Here is a 16491-nt window from a genome sequence, read left to right as displayed (position 1 = left end):
TCCCCGACGACGACGCAGTGGACCCCGTCGCCGTACTGGTCGACCGTGACAACCGGCGCCAGCTGGCCGAGGCCATAGCTCAGCTCACCGAACGCGACCGGATCGTGGTCAGCCTCTACTACTTCGAGAGCCTCACCCTCGCCGAGATCGGCAAGGTTCTCGGCGTTACCGAGTCGCGCGTGAGCCAGCTGCACACCCGCGCCGTCCTGCGGTTGCGCTCCCGACTCACAGGCTAGGCCGGCCTCGACGGCCCCTCGCGGGTTCCACGCCGCGAAGACCGCCCTTCAACCGGACGCCGGAGACCAACTCCGACCGCACTCGGGCGGTCCCGTTGCAGCCTCGAGCGTTGGGTGCGCGCGCTGGGCGCGATCGGTGGTGTGGACTGAGCTACTCGCGCGGCGCCTGGCGGTGCCGGGGAACGCGCCGAGCGGCCGACCCGCCTGCAGTGCTCGTCAGCGCCAGGCTTCCGCTGTGGGGCATTCAGTCCGACCGTTGCCCGGTGACTCCCGGCGGGGTGGACCGACCTCCGGCGGCGGACCCCTCACCGTTGCCGGGGTGGCGCGATCCGTCGCGTGCGCGGATGCCACCGAGCCGTGGCCCGGCGCCGGGGCGGTGAGCGCGACTCAGGGTGGAAGCCACGGCTTCAACCGGATCGCTGATTCGGTCTGGATCAGGGCCAACGGGTTCAGGTACTCCTCTCCTCGCCGGACGCCCCAGTGCAGGCACGCCGCCGCGGGGCAGCCGGGGTGGCCTGGATTCACGGTGCCGATGGGCTGGCCGGTGAAGACCTGTGTGCCGACCGGAACCGTCGGGCTGACGGGTTCATAAGTCGTTCGCAGGCCGCCGTCGTGATCGATGGACACGACGCCTTGACCCGCCACCTGACCCGCGAAGACAACGACACCGGTGCCCGCCGCGAGGACCTGCTGGCCCGGTTCCACCGCCAGGTCGACGCCGCGGTGGCCCGGGCCGTACGTGGTTTCCGGCTGCTGGAACGGCCTTGTCACGTCCGGCACTGGGCTCAACGGCCACGAGAACCTCGGCTCGGCAACCCCTGGAGCCATCCAGCCACCGGCCGCCGGGTCGGCCGTGCCGCCGGCCGCTGGGGCTGCCGTGCCGCCGACCGCCCGCGCCGTGAGCTCAGCGACCGCTGGCCCGGGCACGGTGCCGGCCGCTGTAACGACCGTGCGGGCAACTGCTGGCCTCCACGGCTCGGCGATTGCCGGAAGCGCCGCTTCGTCGGCGGTTGGGCTCAGCCCTGCGCCGACTGCTAAACCCGCCACCGCGGCGATCGTCGGAATCGCCACGGCGGCAGGCGGAGTGACCAGCGCGCACAGCAGCAACACGGCCGCCAGCAGCGGGGCGAGGGAACGCGGGATCAAGACCACGTGTCCACCCTCGCGAGTCAGGCCCCGCGGTGGCGAGTCGAAATTCGAAATCTGTGGACAACTGAGGGGCATGTGGACAACCCGCGCCCGTTGACGTTGCCCGTGGTGAGGGGGCGTGCGACCCGGCGTACACTGTTCACGCGGCCTGTCCAGCACAGGTCGACTTCGCGTGTACGTACATGCCCCACCATCCAGAAACTGGCCGGTGGGACGTGCGGCGCCCGGGCGGTCCCCGTTCGACGGGGTCCGGGAACCGGTACGGCACCAGGGCTGACGGCCACCCGGCCGGCGGCGACAAAACCGACCATGCGGGCTGGGCTTCAAGCCCCGGCGCGCTCAAGACAGAAGAGGTGCGAATCCGGCCATGGCCGTCGTCACCATGAAGCAGCTGCTCGACTCCGGTGTGCACTTCGGGCACCAGACGCGGCGCTGGAACCCGAAGATGAAGCGCTACATCCTCACCGAGCGCAACGGCATCTACATCATCGACCTCCAGCAGACGCTGACCTACATCGACCGTGCCTTCGAGTTCATCAAGGAAACCGTCGCGCACGGCGGCACGATCATGTTCGTCGGCACCAAGAAGCAGGCGCAGGAAGCGATCGCCAGCGAGGCGCTGCGTGTGGGCATGCCCTTCGTCAACCAGCGCTGGCTCGGCGGCATGCTCACCAACTTCCAGACCGTGCACAAGCGCCTCCAGCGCCTCAAGGAACTCGAGTCGCAGGAGCAGACCGGCGGCTTCCAGGGGCTCACCAAGCGCGAGATCCTCACGCTGACCCGCGAGAAGGACAAGCTCGAGCGGACGCTGGGCGGTATCCGCGACATGGCGAAGGTTCCCTCCGCCGTCTGGATCGTGGACACCAAGAAGGAGCACATCGCCGTCGGCGAGGCACGCAAGCTCAACATCCCCGTGGTCGCCGTGCTCGACACCAACTGCGACCCGGACGAGGTGGACTATCCGATCCCGGGCAACGACGACGCGATCCGCTCCGCGGCCCTGCTGACCAAGGTCGTCGCCGAGGCGGCCGCGGCCGGTCTGCTGGCCCGTTCGGGTCGCAACGGGTCCGCCCCGGAGGGCCAGGACAAGCCGGAGCCTGGCGTCGCCGCCGACGAGCCGCTGGCCGAGTGGGAGAAGGAACTCCTCGCCGGCAGCGAGGGCGGCGAGCAGCAGCCCGCCGGGCAGACCACTTCCTCCTGATCCCAGCTCCCCGGGTCGGCCGCTCGCCGGCGGCCTACCCGGGCCCCCGAGACTTCCGAAGGAAACACAATGGCGAACTACACCGCGGCGGACGTGAAGCGTCTCCGCGAGCTCACCGGCTCCGGCATGATGGACTGTAAGAAGGCGCTGGAGGAGAACGACGGCGACTTCGACAAGGCCGTTGAGTTCCTCCGTATCAAGGGCGCCAAGGACGTCGGCAAGCGCGCCGAGCGGGCGACCGCCGAGGGCCTCGTCGCCGGTGACGGTGGCGTGTTGATCGAACTCAACTCCGAGACCGACTTCGTCGCCAAGAACGAGCGGTTCCAGCAGCTGGCGGACAAGATCGTGGCGGCGGCCAAGGCCGTCCGCACGGACGACGTCGAGAAGCTGGGCGCGGCCGAGGTCGAGGGCGGCCGGACCGTCAACGACGCCGTGCAGGAGCTGGCCGCGAAGATCGGCGAGAAGCTGGTCCTGCGCCGGGTCACCGCGTTCGACGGCACCGTCGAGACCTACCTGCACCGCCGCGGTGCCGGTCTTCCGCCGGCCGTCGGCGTGCTCGTCGAGTACACCGGTGACAGCACGGAGGCGGCTCGCGGTGCGGCCCTGCAGATCGCCGCGCTCAAGCCGAAGTACCTGACCCGTGACCAGGTGCCCGCGGAGCTCATCGACAACGAGCGCCGCATCGCCGAGGAGACGGCACGGAACGAGGGCAAGCCGGAGCAGGCCCTGCCCAAGATCATCGAAGGTAAGGTCAACGCCTTCTACAAGGACACCGTGCTGCTCGAGCAGCCTTCGGTGACCGACAACAAGAAAACCGTGAAGCAGCTGCTCGACGCCGCGGGCGTGACCGTCACCCGGTTCGCTCGCTTCGAGGTGGGCCAGCAGTAGGCTTCGGCGGCCGACGCTCAATCGTGCCCCGTCTCCGGCGACATCGGGGACGGGGCACGATGGTGAATGACCACGGATTGGCGGAGCGGTACCGGAGGTGAGGGGCGTGACGGACGAACGAGCCGGTGACGGCTATCGGCGGGTACTGCTGAAACTGGGCGGTGAGATGCTCGGCGGCGGGTCACTCGGTGTCGACCCCGACATCGTGCACTCGGTGGCCGTGCAGATCGCCGACGTGGTGCGCGGCGGGGTACAGGTGGCGGTGGTCATCGGCGGTGGCAACTACTTCCGCGGCGCCGAGTTGTCCCAGCGGGGCATGGACCGTGACCGTGCCGACTACATGGCGATGCTGGGCACGGTGATGAACTGCATCGCCATGCAGGACTTCCTGGAGAAGGAAGGCGTGCCGACCCGGGTGCAGAGCGCGATCACGATGGGGCAGGTCGCCGAGCCCTACGTCCCGCGCCGCGCCGAGCGGCACCTGGAGAAGGGCCGCGCGGTCATCTTCGCCGCCGGTGTCGGGATGCCGTACTTCTCCACCGACACCGCCGCTGCCCAGCGCGCGCTGGAAATCGGGTGCGAGGCCGTGCTGATGGCGAAGGCCGTCGACGGGGTGTTCACCGCGGACCCGAAGACCGACCCGAGCGCCAAGATGTTCGAGGAAATCACGCATCGCGAGGTGCTCGAGCGCGGATTGAAGGTCGCCGACGCGACCGCGTTCAGCCTCTGCATGGACAACAACATGCCGATCATCGTGTTCAACCTGCTCACCGAGGGAAACATTGCACGAGCGGTCCGTGGTGAGAGGATCGGGACACTGGTCAGCACCCCCACCGTCGGGGCGGCCAGCTAGCCCTGGTGGGATCACCGGAGAAAACGAGAACACACAACGGGAGTAGCCGTGATCGACGAGACCCTCCTCGATGCCGAGGAGAAGATGGAAAAAGCGGTGTCCTTCGCGAAGGAGGACCTGTCGTCGGTGCGGACGGGCCGGGCGAACCCCTCGATGTTCTCCCGCGTGGTCGTCGAGGCCTACGGCTCCACGATGCCGCTGAACCAGGTCGCCAGCGTCAACATCCCGGAGGCGCGGATGGCGATCATCAAGCCGTACGACCAAGGGCAGCTGGGTGCCATCGAGAAGGCAATCCGCGATTCCGACCTCGGGGTGAACCCCAGCAACGACGGGCAGATCATCCGCATCGTCATCCCGCAGCTGACCGAGGAGCGGCGCCGCGAGATGGTCAAGCAGGCCAAGGGCAAGGGTGAGGACGCGAAGGTCCACATCCGCGGAGTTCGCCGCAAGGCCAAGGAGGAGCTCGACCGCATCGCCAAGGAAGGCGAGGCCGGCGAGGACGACGTGGCCAGGGCGGAGAAGGAGCTGCAGAACCTCACGGACAACTACGTTGCCCAGGTCGAGGAGCTCGTCAAGCACAAGGAATCCGAGCTACTCGAGGTCTGATGGCTCAGGTGAGCGAAGAACGCGAGAGGACTCCGATGTCTTCTCCGGAGCCGGAAGAACCGGCTCCACCGGCAAGGAAGCCGTCGCGGGCCGGCCGGGATCTCCCTGCCGCCATCGGGGTCGGGCTCCTGCTGGGTGCGGCGATCCTCCTTTCGCTGCTCACCGTGAGATATGTGTTCATCGGCGTCATCGGCCTCGCGGTCGCGGTCGGCACGATCGAGTTCGCACAGGCTCTGCGGCGCGCCGCGGACATCAAGCTGGCGCTGATCCCGTTGCTGGTCGGCGGCCAGGCGATGGTCTGGCTGACGTGGCCGTTCGGGCTCAAGGGCACGATGATCGCGTTCGCGCTCACCGTGCTCGCGTGCCTGCTGTGGCGCCTGCCGAGTGGCGCGGCCGGTTATCTGCGGGACACCTCGGCATCGGTGTTCGCCGCGGCGTACTTGCCGTTGTTCGCGTCATTCGCCGCGATGCTGGTACCCCCGCACGACGGTGTCGGACGGGTGCTGACGTTCATGATCGGGGTGGTCGCGTCCGACACCGGCGGTTACGCGGCAGGCGTGCTGCGGGGCAAGCATCCGATGGCGCCGTCGATCAGCCCGAAGAAGACGTGGGAAGGCTTCTCCGGGTCGATGATCGCGGGCATCGCCGCCGGTGCCCTCTCGGTGCACTACCTGCTCCATGGCCAGTTCTGGCAGGGCGTGCTGTTCGGTGCCGCGATCGTGCTCACCGCGACCCTTGGTGACCTGGTCGAGTCGCTCATCAAACGGGACCTCGGGGTCAAGGACATGGGCACGATGCTGCCCGGTCACGGTGGTCTGATGGACCGTCTGGACTCGATGCTGCCCTCGGCCGTCGTGTCCTGGGTGCTGCTGTCGGCGTTCCTCGGCGGCTAATCGTCGTAGGGGTCGTCGACTTCGGCGCGCCCGAAGTCCTCGACGACCACGGTCCGGTCGATTACGGAGAACACCCCGCCGCCCGGGTCGGCGATGACCGCGATCCGGCCCAGCGGCGAGTCATAGGGTTCGACGATAACGCGCCCGCCCAGCATGATCGCGTGCCCGGCGGTGGCGTCGGTGCCGCGGTCGGGATCCACTTCGAAGTAGACCATCCAGTGCGGCAACGTTTCCGGCGGGTACTCGCGTCCCATCGTGTAGCGGTACAGGACCGGTTGCTGGTCCAGCAGCCACTCGACGTAGTCCACGCCACGGCTGTCCCCGATCTGCCGCGACGAGTAGTTGAACAGGCGGCAGAAGAAGCTGTCGGCCGCTTCGCCGTGGTGCGTGTTCAGATCCGCGCTGGCGAAGGTGTTGGGGAAGCCGCTGACGAAGTCCCAGGTGGATGTCGGCTGCCAGAACACCGCGGGCGCGCCTGCCGGGTCGGTGACGTGCAGGATGCTGCCGCGCTCGGGAATCGCGATCGGTCCGAGGATCACTGTCCCGCCGAGATGTTCGGTCCATTCGGCCGCGTGCGCGGCGCTGTGCACCGCGATGTTGACCGTCCACAGGCTCGGCTGTCTGCTCCCGGCGCGGTAAACCCCGGCGACATCTCTGCCGGCGATCGACGCGATGAGGTAGCGGCCGTTCGGTGTCGCCGGATCCCGGTGGGGGTGGAAGTTCCAGCCGAAGAGTCCCGTGTAGAACCGCTGCGCGGCGATCTCGTCGGGGGTCGCGAGTTCGACCCAGCACGGCATACCGGAGGGGAGTATCGACTGGGTTGCCCGCGGATCGGCTGTCATGGCCTGCCTCCTGTCCCGGGGAGGCTTCGAGTTTACGGTGGTTGACAAGATTTTTTGTGACAAGATCCCGTAATCTGCGGTTATGTGGAGAAGCGTCCGTCGCGGACTGAAAGCGCTCTCCCGTGACGGCGTGGTCCCCAGTCCGAACATCTGGTATCACCCCGACGTCTATGAGCTGGAGAATCGCGTGCAGGACGTCGACGGCGAGATCTGGCGTGTGCTGGGCGAAGAAGCGTCGTGGACCGGCCGAACCGTGCTCGATCTCGGTTGTGGGGCCGGTTTCCACCTCCCGAAATTCGCCGAAGACGCCGGCGCGGTGATCGGTGTCGAACCACACGAACCGCTGGTGCACAAGGCGCGGCACCGGGTCGCCGAACTTGCGAACATTCGCCTGCTCGGCGGTTCCGCGCAGCGGATCCCGGTGCCGGACGCGAGCGTCGACATCGTGCACGCGCGCACCGCGTATTTCTTCGGTCCCGGTTGCGAGCCCGGGATACGGGAAGCCGATCGGGTTCTCCGGCCGGGCGGCGCGCTGATGATCGTCGATCTGGACGCGACCGCCGAGCCATACGGCCGGTGGATGCGCGCGGACCTGCCGCACTACGACCCGGCGGCTGTCGAAAGTTTCTTTGCCCGTAACGGTTTCCGCTGTCGTCGCGTGGCGACGCGCTGGCGGTTTCGGACCAGGGGGCAGGTCGAGTCGGTACTGAACATCGAGTTCAGTCCGAAGATCGCGGCGGGCGCGATCGAGGATGTGCTACGACGCGGTGACGAGGACGGGTACACGCTGCCGGTGGGATATCGCGTGCATGTGCGCGAAAAACCCACCGGCCTCGTGGTCCCCGGTCACTCTTCTTCTTCCTCGGAGTCGATCTCGCCGAGGATGCCGTAGAGCGAGCGCCGCGCCTCGTTGAGAACGGTGACGGCGCGCCTCTTCTGATCCGGCGTGCCCGCTTGCGAAACCTGGATCGCCGCTGCGGCAAGGGTGGCGCCTGCCTTGCGGAGATCGATCTCGCTCGGGTCCACGTCGTGGGCGATCTGCTCCCACGGCGGCGTGCCCTCCTGCCGCTCGGCGGCGGCCCGGCCGGAGTCGGTGAGCTCGAACAACTTCTTTCCGCCTTCGTCGCGGCTGGTGACGAGGCCTTCGTCGGCGAGTAGCTGCAACGTCGGGTAGACGGAGCCCGGACTCGGGCGCCAGAATCCGCCGCTGCGTTCGGAAATCTCGCTGATGATCTCGTAGCCATGGCGCGGCTGCTCGGCCAGCAAGGTCAGGATCGCCGCGCGGACGTCGCCGCGACGACCGCGGCGGCCGCCGCGGTGGTGCCCACGGCCGTGCCCGCGGAACGGCCCGCCGGGGCCACCCCAGCCAGGGGGGAACTCGCCGAAGCCGCGGGGCCACGGGCCGAACGCGCCGCGCCCCTCAGGACCAGGGGGAAATGGTGGACGGTGTCTCATGTCGGTCTCCTTTCGATTTGTTCCGACACGTTCACGATATATCGGAAACAGTCGACAGGCAAGTTCGCAGGTCATGGCACACTGGAGCGGCTATGACTGCCCTTCCCCTGGTCTTCGATGCGCCCAAGCGCGGCCTGCCGCCGCGGCATCTCGCGGACCTCACCGTGGCCGAACGAGCCGAAGCCGTGGCCGCACTCGGCGAGAAGCCGTTCCGCGCCAAGCAGCTGTCGAACCACTACTTCTCGCGGCTGACCGTGGATGCCGAGGCGATGACCGACATCCCGGCCGCCTCCCGTGGACGGCTCGTCGGCGAGCTGATGCCGCCGTTGCTGACCGAGGTACGCGCGCTGGAATGCGACGACGGCACGACCCGCAAGACGCTGTGGCGCGCGCACGACGGGACGCTGCTGGAGAGCGTGCTGATGCGTTACCCGGACCGCGCGACCCTGTGCATCTCGAGCCAGGCCGGATGCGGCATGGCGTGCCCGTTCTGCGCGACCGGTCAGGGTGGTCTGGACCGCAACCTCTCGACCGCGGAGATCGTGGATCAGGTGCGTGCCGCGGCCGCGGTGATGCGGGACGGGCTCATGGCGGGCGGGCCAGGGCGGTTGTCGAACATCGTGTTCATGGGAATGGGCGAGCCGCTCGCGAACTACCGGCGCGTGGTCGCGGCGGTCCGCCGGATCACCGATCCCGCACCTGGTGGTCTGGGCCTTTCGCAGCGGTCCGTCACGGTGTCCACGGTGGGTCTCGCTCCGGCAATCCGGAAGCTCGCGGACGAGAAGATGCAGGTGCGGCTGGCGGTTTCGCTGCACACGCCGGACGACGAGCTACGGGACACGCTGGTGCCGGTGAACAACCGGTGGCCGGTGGACGAGGTGCTCGAGGCGGCGCGGTACTACGCGGATGTCTCGGGGCGGCGTGTGTCGATCGAGTATGCCCTGATCCGTGACGTCAACGACCAGCCATGGCGCGCGGACCTGCTGGCCAAGCGGCTGCGCAAGCACCTGAACCAGCTGGTGCACGTGAACGTGATCCCGCTGAACCCGACGCCGGGCTCGAAGTGGGACGCTTCGCCGAAGCCGGTGGAGCGCGAGTTCGTCCGCCGCGTGAACGCCGGGGGAGTGGCCTGCACGGTGCGCGACACGCGAGGGCAGGAGATCGCGGCCGCCTGCGGGCAGCTCGCCGCGGAAGGCTGAGTTGGACCTCGTCGTGCAGATCCGGCACTTGCGGGTGCCGGGGCGGCGCACGGCGGGGATCGCGCTGGGGTGGCTGATCGTCTTCGCCGCGGGCAGCACGGGCCTGGTGCTGATGTCACACGAGGCGCAGCACTTGCTGGCAACGGGAACAAAGACGATCGGCACGGTGCTCGGCGAATCGGCCCCCAGCAAAGGTTACTGGAGCATTGAAGTCCGATATGCGGTGGATGGTGACACGCGTGCCGCCCGCATCGTGCTGAGCGACGACCGCAAGCTCGAGCAAGGGCAGCAGGTCGTCGCGATCGTGGGCGGGGGTTTCGCGTGCTTGCTGTCCGGGCTCCTTGGTGCCGGCTGGTTCCGGCGGCACCGGGCGGTGGTCCGGGCGGCGCGGAACGCGGGTCACGGTCTCTTGTCCGGGCCAGGATGAGATGAAACTCGGCACCATGTGCAGGCCGTGCAGCTCGGCGGCAGGCAACAGCGGTGACTAGCGGCGCCAGGCGGTGCGGCGCTTCTTGATGTCCACCAGCAGGGCGATGGCGATCCCGACGGCGATGCCCACCAGCCACACGTTTTCGGTGTTGTTCTCGTGGTTGTTGTAGATCATCACGAGCAACACCACCACGGTCAGCCAGCCCGCGACGCGCGACGCGCGGGGGAAACTGCCGTGCCAGCCCCACTCGGCCGACGGCTCGTCGCGCGGGTCCACCTTCACCGGCTGGGACTGCTGCCGCTTGACGACCGCCTTGGTAGCCACGATCACTCCTCGAGAGCGTTCTTTTCACCTGCACCCCGATAATCCCACATGCGGCGGAACACCGTGGCAGCCGGTTCGGGACAATGAACGTGATGAACACGACCCGCACCGTCCTCGTGCTCGGTTCCACCGGCTCGATCGGCACCCAGGCACTCGACGTCGCCGCCCGTAACCCGGACCGCTTCCGCATCGCCGGGATCGCCGCCGGTGGCACCGATCCCGCGGCACTGGCCGCTCAGGCGCTGGCCCATCAGGTCGACGCGGTCGCCATCACGAAGGCGACTGCGGCCGAGGACCTGCAGCTCGCGCTGTACACCGAGGCCCAGAAGCGCGGCTACGCCCGGGGCGAATTCCGCCTCCCGCGGATCTTCGCGGGCGCCGACGCGGTCCTCGAGTTGATCGGCTCGGTGACCGCGGACATCGTGCTCAACGGGTTGCCCGGCTCACAGGGGCTCGAGCCGACGCTGCGCGCCCTCGAAACCGGCGCGACGCTGGCGCTGGCGAACAAGGAGTCCCTGATCGCGGGTGGCCCACTGGTGCTCAAGGCGGCGAAACCGGGCCAGCTGGTACCGGTCGACTCCGAGCACTCCGCGATGGCACAGGCCCTGCGCGGCGGACGCGCCGAAGAAGTCGACCGGCTGGTGCTCACCGCCTCCGGCGGGCCGTTCCGTGGCCGCGGCAGAGCGGAGCTGGAGTTCGTGTCCGTCGAGGACGCGCTCAAGCATCCGACCTGGTCAATGGGCCGGTTGATCACGATCAACTCGGCCACCCTGGTCAACAAGGGCCTCGAGCTGATCGAGGCGAAGCTGTTGTTCGACGTGCCGTGCGAGAAGATCGACGTGGTGGTGCACCCGCAGTCCATCGTGCACTCGATGGTCACGTTCACCGACGGCTCGACGCTCGCCCAGGCCAGCCCACCCGACATGCGGTTGCCCATCGCGCTCGCGCTCAACTGGCCCGACCGGGTGCCCGGCGCGGCGAGCCCGTGCCGCTGGGACCAGGCCGCAACCTGGACCTTCGAACCACTGGACGACACCGCCTTCCCCGCCGTGGAGCTGGCGCGGCATGCGGGCACGATCGGCGGCTGCCTGCCCGCGATCTTCAACGCGGCGAACGAGGTGATGGTGGCGGCCTTCCTGGCCCAGAACGCTCGCTTCACGTCCATCGTGGACACTGTGGAGCAGGTGGTTCAGGCGGCCGGTGAATGGCAGCGCGAACCACGTGACCTGGAGGATGTGTTCGCCGCGGAGCAGTGGGCGCGCCGGCGTGCCGCTGAGCTGAGTTCAACCGAGAGGAAGTAGGGCTTGCTCGCCTACATTTTCGGCGTCGTGCTGTTCGCGCTGGGCATCTGCCTGTCCGTCGCGCTGCACGAGGCGGGGCACATGGTCACCGCCAAGGCCTTCGGCATGAAGGTCCGCCGCTACTTCATCGGCTTCGGGCCCAAGGTCTTTTCGTTTCGCCGCGGGGAGACCGAGTACGGCTTGAAATGGATTCCGCTGGGCGGGTTCTGCGATATCGCCGGCATGACCGCGCTCGACGAGGTCACCCCGGATGAGGCGCCGCGCGCGATGTGGCGGTTCAAGACCTGGAAGCGCACGGTGGTGATGGCCGCCGGGTCGGTGACGCACTTCCTGCTCGGGTTCGTCGTGCTGTACGTGCTGGCGGTGTCGATGGGCTTGCCCAACCTGGCCGGAACGCCGCAGATCTCCGCGGTCCAGGACTGCGTCCGCAACGCCCAGACCGAAGAGGAGTTCGCGAACCCGCAGTGCCAGCCGGGCGACCCCGCGCCCGCGAAGCAGGGCGGGCTGCTGCCGGGTGACAAGATCATCTCCATCAACGGTAAGAGCACCCCGACGTACCCGGACGTGACGGCCGCGATCCAGCCGCTGTCCGGGCCGGTGTCCTTCCAGGTCGAGCGCGACGGCAGGACGATCCCGCTGACCATCGACGTGGCGCAGGTGGATCGCCCCATCACCGACGCGAGCAACCCGCAGGGACACATCGTCAAAGTCGGTTCCCTCGGTGTCGGCTTCGCCAGGAACTTCAGCTACAACGCGGTCACCGCGTTCGGCGGCGCAGGGCAGTTCACCGCGGACATGTTCGGGCAGACCTGGAACCGGCTGCTGGAGTTCCCGGAACGGATTCCGGCCGTGGTGCACTCCATCTTCGGCGGCGAGCGCGACCCGAACACCCCGGTCAGTGTCGTCGGCGCGAGCCGGATCGGTGGCGAGGCCGTCGAGCAAGGCCTGTGGTCGCTGTTCCTGCTGCTGCTGGCCAGCCTGAACTTCTTCGTCGGCGTGTTCAACCTGCTGCCGTTGCTGCCGCTGGACGGCGGGCACATCGCGGTGACCTGGTATGAACGTGTCCGCGACTGGTTGCGAGGATTGCGCGGCAAGGCCGCGGGCGGACCGGTCGACTACACGAAGCTGTCGGCGGTCACCATGGTGCTGGTCTTCATCGGCGGGGCGGTAACCCTGCTCACCGTGACGGCGGACATCGTCAACCCCATCCGCTTGCAGTAGGTAGGCTGACACCGTACGCATCCCTTCGGAAGCCGTAGAGGATTCGATGAGCGTCGCGCTTGGTATGCCCGCCCTCCCGCCGCCCGTACTTTCCGATCGTCGTCCCACCCGTCAGCTGCAGGTCGGCGCGGTCGGGGTCGGCAGTGAGCATCCGATTTCCGTGCAGTCGATGACCACCACACTGACCGCGGATGTGAACGCGACGCTGCAGCAGATCGCCGAGCTGACGGCGGCCGGCTGTGACATCGTGCGGGTCGCCTGCCCGTCGGCCGACGACGCCGAGGCACTGCCCGCGATCGCGAAGAAGTCGAAGATCCCGGTCATCGCCGACATCCACTTCCAGCCGAAGTACGTGTTCGCCGCGATCGAGGCCGGCTGCGCCGCGGTGCGGGTGAATCCCGGCAATATCAAGAAGTTCGACGACAAGGTCAAGGAGATCGCGCAGGCCGCGAAGGATCATGGCACCCCGATCCGGATCGGGGTCAACGCCGGTTCGCTCGACCCGCGCCTGCTCAAGAAGTACGGCAAGGCGACCCCGGAGGCGCTCGCCGAGTCGGCGCTGTGGGAGGCGTCGCTGTTCGCCGAGCACGACTTCCATGACATCAAGATCTCGGTCAAGCACAACGACCCGGTCGTCATGGTGCGGGCCTACGAGTTGCTCGCCGAGCAGTGCGACTACCCGCTGCACCTCGGCGTGACCGAGGCCGGCCCGGCGTTCCAGGGCACGATCAAATCCGCCGTCGCGTTCGGTGCGTTGCTGCGGCAGGGCATCGGGGACACGATCCGGGTTTCGCTGTCCGCCCCGCCAGTCGAGGAGGTCAAGGTCGGCACGCAGATCCTGCAGTCGCTGAACCTGCGCCCCCGCAAGCTGGAGATCGTGTCCTGCCCGTCGTGCGGTCGCGCGCAGGTGGATGTGTACAAGCTGGCGGACGAGGTCACCGCGGGCCTGGAGGGGATGGAGGTCCCGCTGCGGGTCGCGGTCATGGGCTGCGTCGTGAACGGCCCCGGTGAGGCGCGCGAAGCGGACCTCGGCGTGGCCAGCGGCAACGGCAAGGGGCAGATCTTCGTCAGGGGCGAGGTCATCAAGACCGTGCCCGAGCGTCAGATCGTGGAGACCCTGATCGAAGAGGCGATGCGCCTCGCGGAGGAGTCGGGGGAGACCGGCGAACCGGTGGTGACCGTCGGCTGACCGCCGTGGAATGCCGTGGAAGACCGCGGTCAGCGCCTGAACACGGCCCGTTAGTGTCGTTCGCGCCGGGGCCCTTTACTAAATCCGGCCAAAAGTAGGCGGACCCCGAGCAATACGTAAACATCGCGACGCAAGCCGGATAGCCGTGACTGGGGTCGGATTAGTAGCGAACGGTACTGGGTGCGTCTTTGCCGCTATCCTTGACTGGTCGAGCGCAGGAACGGGGTGGGTCATGAGCACCGCATTCGCGGGTTCCATGCTGGACTGGAACTACCTTCTGGAAACCTGGCGGGAGCTGGAAGTCCCCGAGGGGTGGCGGCCCGAGCTGACCGTCGAGGGGATCCACATGACGCCACCACCAGGGGGACCGCACAACCTGATCGCAGGTTGGGTCAACCGAGGGCTGTTGCCCGCCGTACCTGAAGGCTGCGAGCTCTTCCAGACGCAGGGCGTGGGCTTCAAGCAGATCGGCGGCATCTATGTGCCCGATTTCTGCGTCGCGCCCCGCGAAGCGATTCCGGACAACTCTGACCCGGTACCGGCGGAGCATGTGCTGCTCGCCGTCGAGATCACGTCGAAGAGCACCGCCCGGCACGATCGCGCGAAGAAGAAGTGGGCCTACGCACACGGTCCGATTCCGTATTACCTGCTGATCGACCAGCTCGACGACGACGGTGCGGCGGTCTCGCTGTTCTCCGAGCCCGTCGGTGGCGTGTACAGCAAGACCGTCCGGGTCCCGTTCGGGCATCCCATCGGGATCGGCGAGCCGTTCGACGTCGAGCTGGACACTTCCCGGTTCTGAGCGGACGCGGTTTCCCGTAACCGGGGTTCATCTGGCAATCTGGACGCGTGTTACGGCTTGCCGGTGCACGGCTGCTCGGTGATCGGGACTATCCGACGGTTCGTGCCGTTCTCGCGGCCGATCCGGTGGCCAGTTGCATGGTCAGCGCCCGGGTCGAGGTGTCCGGTCTGGACCCATGGCGCCTCGGTGGCGAACTCTGGGCTGCCGACTACCGGGGTAGCCGGGCCACCCGCCTGCCCGGGTTGTGTTTCTCCGGCCCGAACCTGATTCCCTTGCGCGGCAACGCTTCCGCGTTGCGTTTGTTTGCCGACCGGGCCCTGCGCAAGCAGCGTATCTGCTCGTCGCTCGTCGGCCCGGCCGAGCAGGTCCTGGGTTTGTGGGACGAGTTGTCGCCGGAATGGGGCCCGGCCCGCGAGGTGCGTGCCGATCAGCCGTTGATGGCCATGGAAAGCCAGCCTGCGGTGGCGCCGGACCAGCAGGTGCGTGCGGTCCGCCCCGAGGAGCTGGACCGGTACCTGCCGGCGGCGATCTCGATGTTCATCGAGGAAGTGGGGGTGGACCCGCGCGCGGGTGACGGTGGCGCGAGCTACCGGGCCCGGGTGGCGGAGTTGATCGCGGGCGGCCGGGCGTTCGCCCGGTTCGAAGGCGGTGAGGTGGTGTTCAAGGCGGAGATCGGCGCGCTTTCCCGTGGTGTCGGGCAGATCCAGGGCGTGTGGGTGCATCCGGACCGGCGTGGTCGCGGTCTCGGCACGGCGGGCACGGCGGCGGTGGTCAACAGGCTCGTCAACGGGATGGGCCGCACGGCGAGCCTGTACGTCAACTCGTTCAACGCCCCCGCGCTGGCCGCGTACCGGCGGCTCGGTTTCCAGCAGGTCGGCCGCTACGCCACCGTCCTGTTCTGAGTCGTAGGCTGAACGCATGTCCTTGCGTGCTCCATTGAAGCCTGGCGTCCAGGCGCCGCGCCGTCCCGTCCCCGTCAGCATTCCGCGCCCCGAGTACGTGGACAGGCCGGCACCGAAACGGTATGACGGCAGCGATGTGCGCACGGCCGAGGTCATCGAGGCGATGCGCGTGGCGAGCAGGATCGCGGCGCAGGCACTGGAGGAGGGCGGCAAGGCCGTCAAGCCCGGCAACACCACCGACGACGTCGACAAGGTCGTTCATGAGTTTCTGCTCGACCACAAGGCTTACCCCTCGACCCTGGGTTACCGGAACTTCCCGAAGTCTTGCTGCACCTCGCTGAACGAGGTGATCTGCCACGGAATCCCGGATTCCACGGTGATCGAGGACGGCGACATCTGCAATATCGACGTCACGGCGTTCATCGGCGGGGTGCACGGCGACACGAACGCGACCTTCCTCGCCGGTGACGTGTCCGAGGAGGCGCGGCTGCTCGTCGAGCGCACGTACGAGGCGACGATGCGCGCGATCAAGGCCGTACGTCCCGGGCGCCAGCTCAACGTGATCGGCCGGGTGATCGAGTCCTACGCCAAGCGGTTCGGCTACGGCGTGGTGCGCGACTTCACCGGGCATGGCGTCGGTCCGGCGTTCCACACCGCACCCACCGTGCTGCATTACGAGGATCCGTCGGTGACCACGGTCATCCAGGAGGGCATGACGTTCACCATCGAACCGATGATCACGCTCGGCTCGATCGACTACGACGTGTGGGCCGACGACTGGACGGTCACGACGAAGGACAAGAGCTGGACGGCGCAGTTCGAGCACACGCTGGTGGTCACCGCGACCGGTGCGGAGATTCTGACTCTTCCCTGAGCTTGAGTTTTAACCTGTTCGGCGTGGTCGGGGGGTGACCGGTTTGGCTTTCGTGGTCGTGGTCGCGGTGACGATGTGCACGTCGTGGCGGTCGGCGGGTTGCAGGTTGCGGCGTCCGGCTGGTCG

19 protein-coding genes are annotated in these 16491 nt (G+C 68.0%); 15 read left to right on the top strand and 4 right to left on the bottom strand.

From position 1 onward, the window contains the following. The coding region (locus tag GKO32_RS36915) for a sigma-70 family RNA polymerase sigma factor (protein ID WP_154761551.1) at window positions 1-236 on the top strand (236 nt) is incomplete at its 5' end. Between the two features lie 387 nt (window positions 237-623). Here GKO32_RS36915 and GKO32_RS36910 read toward each other — a convergent pair. Next, window positions 624-1064 (bottom strand): M23 family metallopeptidase, encoded by a 441-nt coding sequence (locus tag GKO32_RS36910; protein WP_154761555.1) that lies wholly within the window; start codon window positions 1062-1064, stop codon window positions 624-626. A gap of 688 nt (window positions 1065-1752) precedes the next feature. Here GKO32_RS36910 and rpsB point away from each other — a divergent pair. The 5 genes from rpsB (at window position 1753) to GKO32_RS36885 (ending at window position 5826) form a co-directional block, all read left to right on the top strand. After that, complete coding sequence (gene rpsB, locus GKO32_RS36905) at window positions 1753-2586, top strand: 30S ribosomal protein S2 (RefSeq protein WP_154761550.1); 834 nt, start codon at window positions 1753-1755, stop codon at window positions 2584-2586. Between the two features lie 69 nt (window positions 2587-2655). Beyond that, window positions 2656-3474, top strand: coding sequence for a translation elongation factor Ts (gene tsf, locus GKO32_RS36900; RefSeq protein WP_154761549.1), 819 nt, complete (start codon window positions 2656-2658; stop codon window positions 3472-3474). Between the two features lie 106 nt (window positions 3475-3580). After that, complete coding sequence (pyrH, locus tag GKO32_RS36895; RefSeq protein ID WP_312869246.1) at window positions 3581-4327, top strand: UMP kinase; 747 nt, start codon at window positions 3581-3583, stop codon at window positions 4325-4327. 48 nt (window positions 4328-4375) lie between these two features. Beyond that, entirely contained in the window at window positions 4376-4933 is a 558-nt protein-coding gene (gene frr, locus GKO32_RS36890; RefSeq protein WP_312869245.1) for a ribosome recycling factor, read from the top strand. Further along, entirely contained in the window at window positions 4933-5826 is an 894-nt protein-coding gene (locus GKO32_RS36885; protein WP_154761548.1) for a phosphatidate cytidylyltransferase, read from the top strand. Before frr ends, GKO32_RS36885 begins: the two co-directional genes overlap by 1 nt. Here the strand turns inward: GKO32_RS36885 and GKO32_RS36880 are convergent. Next, the gene (locus GKO32_RS36880) at window positions 5823-6668 is read right to left on the bottom strand and encodes a VOC family protein (protein ID WP_154761547.1); all 846 of its coding nucleotides are present in this window, start codon (window positions 6666-6668) and stop codon (window positions 5823-5825) included. The two genes, GKO32_RS36885 and GKO32_RS36880, sit on opposite strands and share 4 nt — an antisense overlap. Window positions 6669-6750: 82 nt before the next feature. Between GKO32_RS36880 and GKO32_RS36875 the strand changes: the two genes are divergently transcribed. Continuing rightward, window positions 6751-7560, top strand: coding sequence for a class I SAM-dependent methyltransferase (locus GKO32_RS36875; protein ID WP_154761546.1), 810 nt, complete (start codon window positions 6751-6753; stop codon window positions 7558-7560). Here the strand turns inward: GKO32_RS36875 and GKO32_RS36870 are convergent. Beyond that, on the bottom strand, window positions 7515-8123 hold the full coding sequence (locus tag GKO32_RS36870) for a PadR family transcriptional regulator (protein ID WP_154761545.1): 609 nt from the start codon (window positions 8121-8123) through the stop codon (window positions 7515-7517). The genes GKO32_RS36875 and GKO32_RS36870 overlap by 46 nt on opposite strands. A gap of 92 nt (window positions 8124-8215) precedes the next feature. Here GKO32_RS36870 and rlmN point away from each other — a divergent pair, with 92 nt between their 5' ends. After that, complete coding sequence (rlmN, locus tag GKO32_RS36865) at window positions 8216-9322, top strand: dual-specificity RNA methyltransferase RlmN (protein WP_154761544.1); 1107 nt, start codon at window positions 8216-8218, stop codon at window positions 9320-9322. 1 nt (window position 9323) lies between these two features. After that, the gene (locus GKO32_RS36860) at window positions 9324-9749 is read left to right on the top strand and encodes a hypothetical protein (protein ID WP_154761543.1); all 426 of its coding nucleotides are present in this window, start codon (window positions 9324-9326) and stop codon (window positions 9747-9749) included. Window positions 9750-9806: 57 nt separating this feature from the next. On the opposite strand, the gene GKO32_RS36855 is transcribed toward GKO32_RS36860, so the two are convergent. Beyond that, the gene (locus GKO32_RS36855; RefSeq protein WP_312869244.1) at window positions 9807-10076 is read right to left on the bottom strand and encodes a DUF2631 domain-containing protein; all 270 of its coding nucleotides are present in this window, start codon (window positions 10074-10076) and stop codon (window positions 9807-9809) included. A 92-nt stretch (window positions 10077-10168) separates the two neighbouring features. Between GKO32_RS36855 and dxr the strand changes: the two genes are divergently transcribed. The 6 genes from dxr (at window position 10169) to map (ending at window position 16365) form a co-directional block, all read left to right on the top strand. Beyond that, complete coding sequence (gene dxr / locus GKO32_RS36850) at window positions 10169-11377, top strand: 1-deoxy-D-xylulose-5-phosphate reductoisomerase (RefSeq protein WP_154761542.1); 1209 nt, start codon at window positions 10169-10171, stop codon at window positions 11375-11377. A gap of 3 nt (window positions 11378-11380) precedes the next feature. Next, complete coding sequence (locus GKO32_RS36845) at window positions 11381-12598, top strand: M50 family metallopeptidase (RefSeq protein WP_154761541.1); 1218 nt, start codon at window positions 11381-11383, stop codon at window positions 12596-12598. Window positions 12599-12644: 46 nt separating this feature from the next. Next, the gene (gene ispG / locus GKO32_RS36840; protein WP_154761540.1) at window positions 12645-13787 is read left to right on the top strand and encodes a flavodoxin-dependent (E)-4-hydroxy-3-methylbut-2-enyl-diphosphate synthase; all 1143 of its coding nucleotides are present in this window, start codon (window positions 12645-12647) and stop codon (window positions 13785-13787) included. A gap of 232 nt (window positions 13788-14019) precedes the next feature. Continuing rightward, on the top strand, window positions 14020-14589 hold the full coding sequence (locus tag GKO32_RS36835) for a Uma2 family endonuclease (RefSeq protein WP_154761539.1): 570 nt from the start codon (window positions 14020-14022) through the stop codon (window positions 14587-14589). A 47-nt stretch (window positions 14590-14636) separates the two neighbouring features. Beyond that, window positions 14637-15491 (top strand): GNAT family N-acetyltransferase, encoded by an 855-nt coding sequence (locus tag GKO32_RS36830; RefSeq protein WP_312869243.1) that lies wholly within the window; start codon window positions 14637-14639, stop codon window positions 15489-15491. A gap of 16 nt (window positions 15492-15507) precedes the next feature. After that, window positions 15508-16365 carry a type I methionyl aminopeptidase gene (gene map / locus GKO32_RS36825; protein WP_154761538.1) on the top strand — a complete coding sequence of 286 codons (858 nt, stop codon included), beginning with the start codon at window positions 15508-15510 and terminating at the stop codon, window positions 16363-16365. The last annotated feature ends 126 nt before the right edge of the window (window positions 16366-16491 follow it).

The sequence above is a fragment of the Amycolatopsis pithecellobii genome, assembly GCF_009707865.1.
In the GTDB taxonomy this organism is placed as follows: domain Bacteria; phylum Actinomycetota; class Actinomycetes; order Mycobacteriales; family Pseudonocardiaceae; genus Amycolatopsis_E; species Amycolatopsis_E pithecellobii.
The sequence above is the reverse complement of the archived record's forward strand: the minus strand, read 5'-3'. Positions and strand labels throughout refer to the sequence as shown.

What these genes read in the sequence shown, in the direction of transcription:
- map (WP_154761538.1), top strand. Translation starts at nt 15,508, where the DNA reads ATGTCCTTGCGTGCTCCATTGAAGCCTGGCGTCCAGGCGCCGCGCCGT.
- GKO32_RS36875 (WP_154761546.1), top strand. Translation starts at nt 6,751, where the DNA reads ATGTGGAGAAGCGTCCGTCGCGGACTGAAAGCGCTCTCCCGTGACGGC.
- rlmN (WP_154761544.1), top strand. Translation starts at nt 8,216, where the DNA reads ATGACTGCCCTTCCCCTGGTCTTCGATGCGCCCAAGCGCGGCCTGCCG.
- GKO32_RS36885 (WP_154761548.1), top strand. Translation starts at nt 4,933, where the DNA reads ATGGCTCAGGTGAGCGAAGAACGCGAGAGGACTCCGATGTCTTCTCCG.
- GKO32_RS36870 (WP_154761545.1), bottom strand. Translation starts at nt 8,123, where the DNA reads ATGAGACACCGTCCACCATTTCCCCCTGGTCCTGAGGGGCGCGGCGCG.
- GKO32_RS36835 (WP_154761539.1), top strand. Translation starts at nt 14,020, where the DNA reads ATGAGCACCGCATTCGCGGGTTCCATGCTGGACTGGAACTACCTTCTG.
- ispG (WP_154761540.1), top strand. Translation starts at nt 12,645, where the DNA reads ATGAGCGTCGCGCTTGGTATGCCCGCCCTCCCGCCGCCCGTACTTTCC.
- tsf (WP_154761549.1), top strand. Translation starts at nt 2,656, where the DNA reads ATGGCGAACTACACCGCGGCGGACGTGAAGCGTCTCCGCGAGCTCACC.
- rpsB (WP_154761550.1), top strand. Translation starts at nt 1,753, where the DNA reads ATGGCCGTCGTCACCATGAAGCAGCTGCTCGACTCCGGTGTGCACTTC.
- GKO32_RS36910 (WP_154761555.1), bottom strand. Translation starts at nt 1,064, where the DNA reads ATGGCTCCAGGGGTTGCCGAGCCGAGGTTCTCGTGGCCGTTGAGCCCA.
- GKO32_RS36880 (WP_154761547.1), bottom strand. Translation starts at nt 6,668, where the DNA reads ATGACAGCCGATCCGCGGGCAACCCAGTCGATACTCCCCTCCGGTATG.
- dxr (WP_154761542.1), top strand. Translation starts at nt 10,169, where the DNA reads ATGAACACGACCCGCACCGTCCTCGTGCTCGGTTCCACCGGCTCGATC.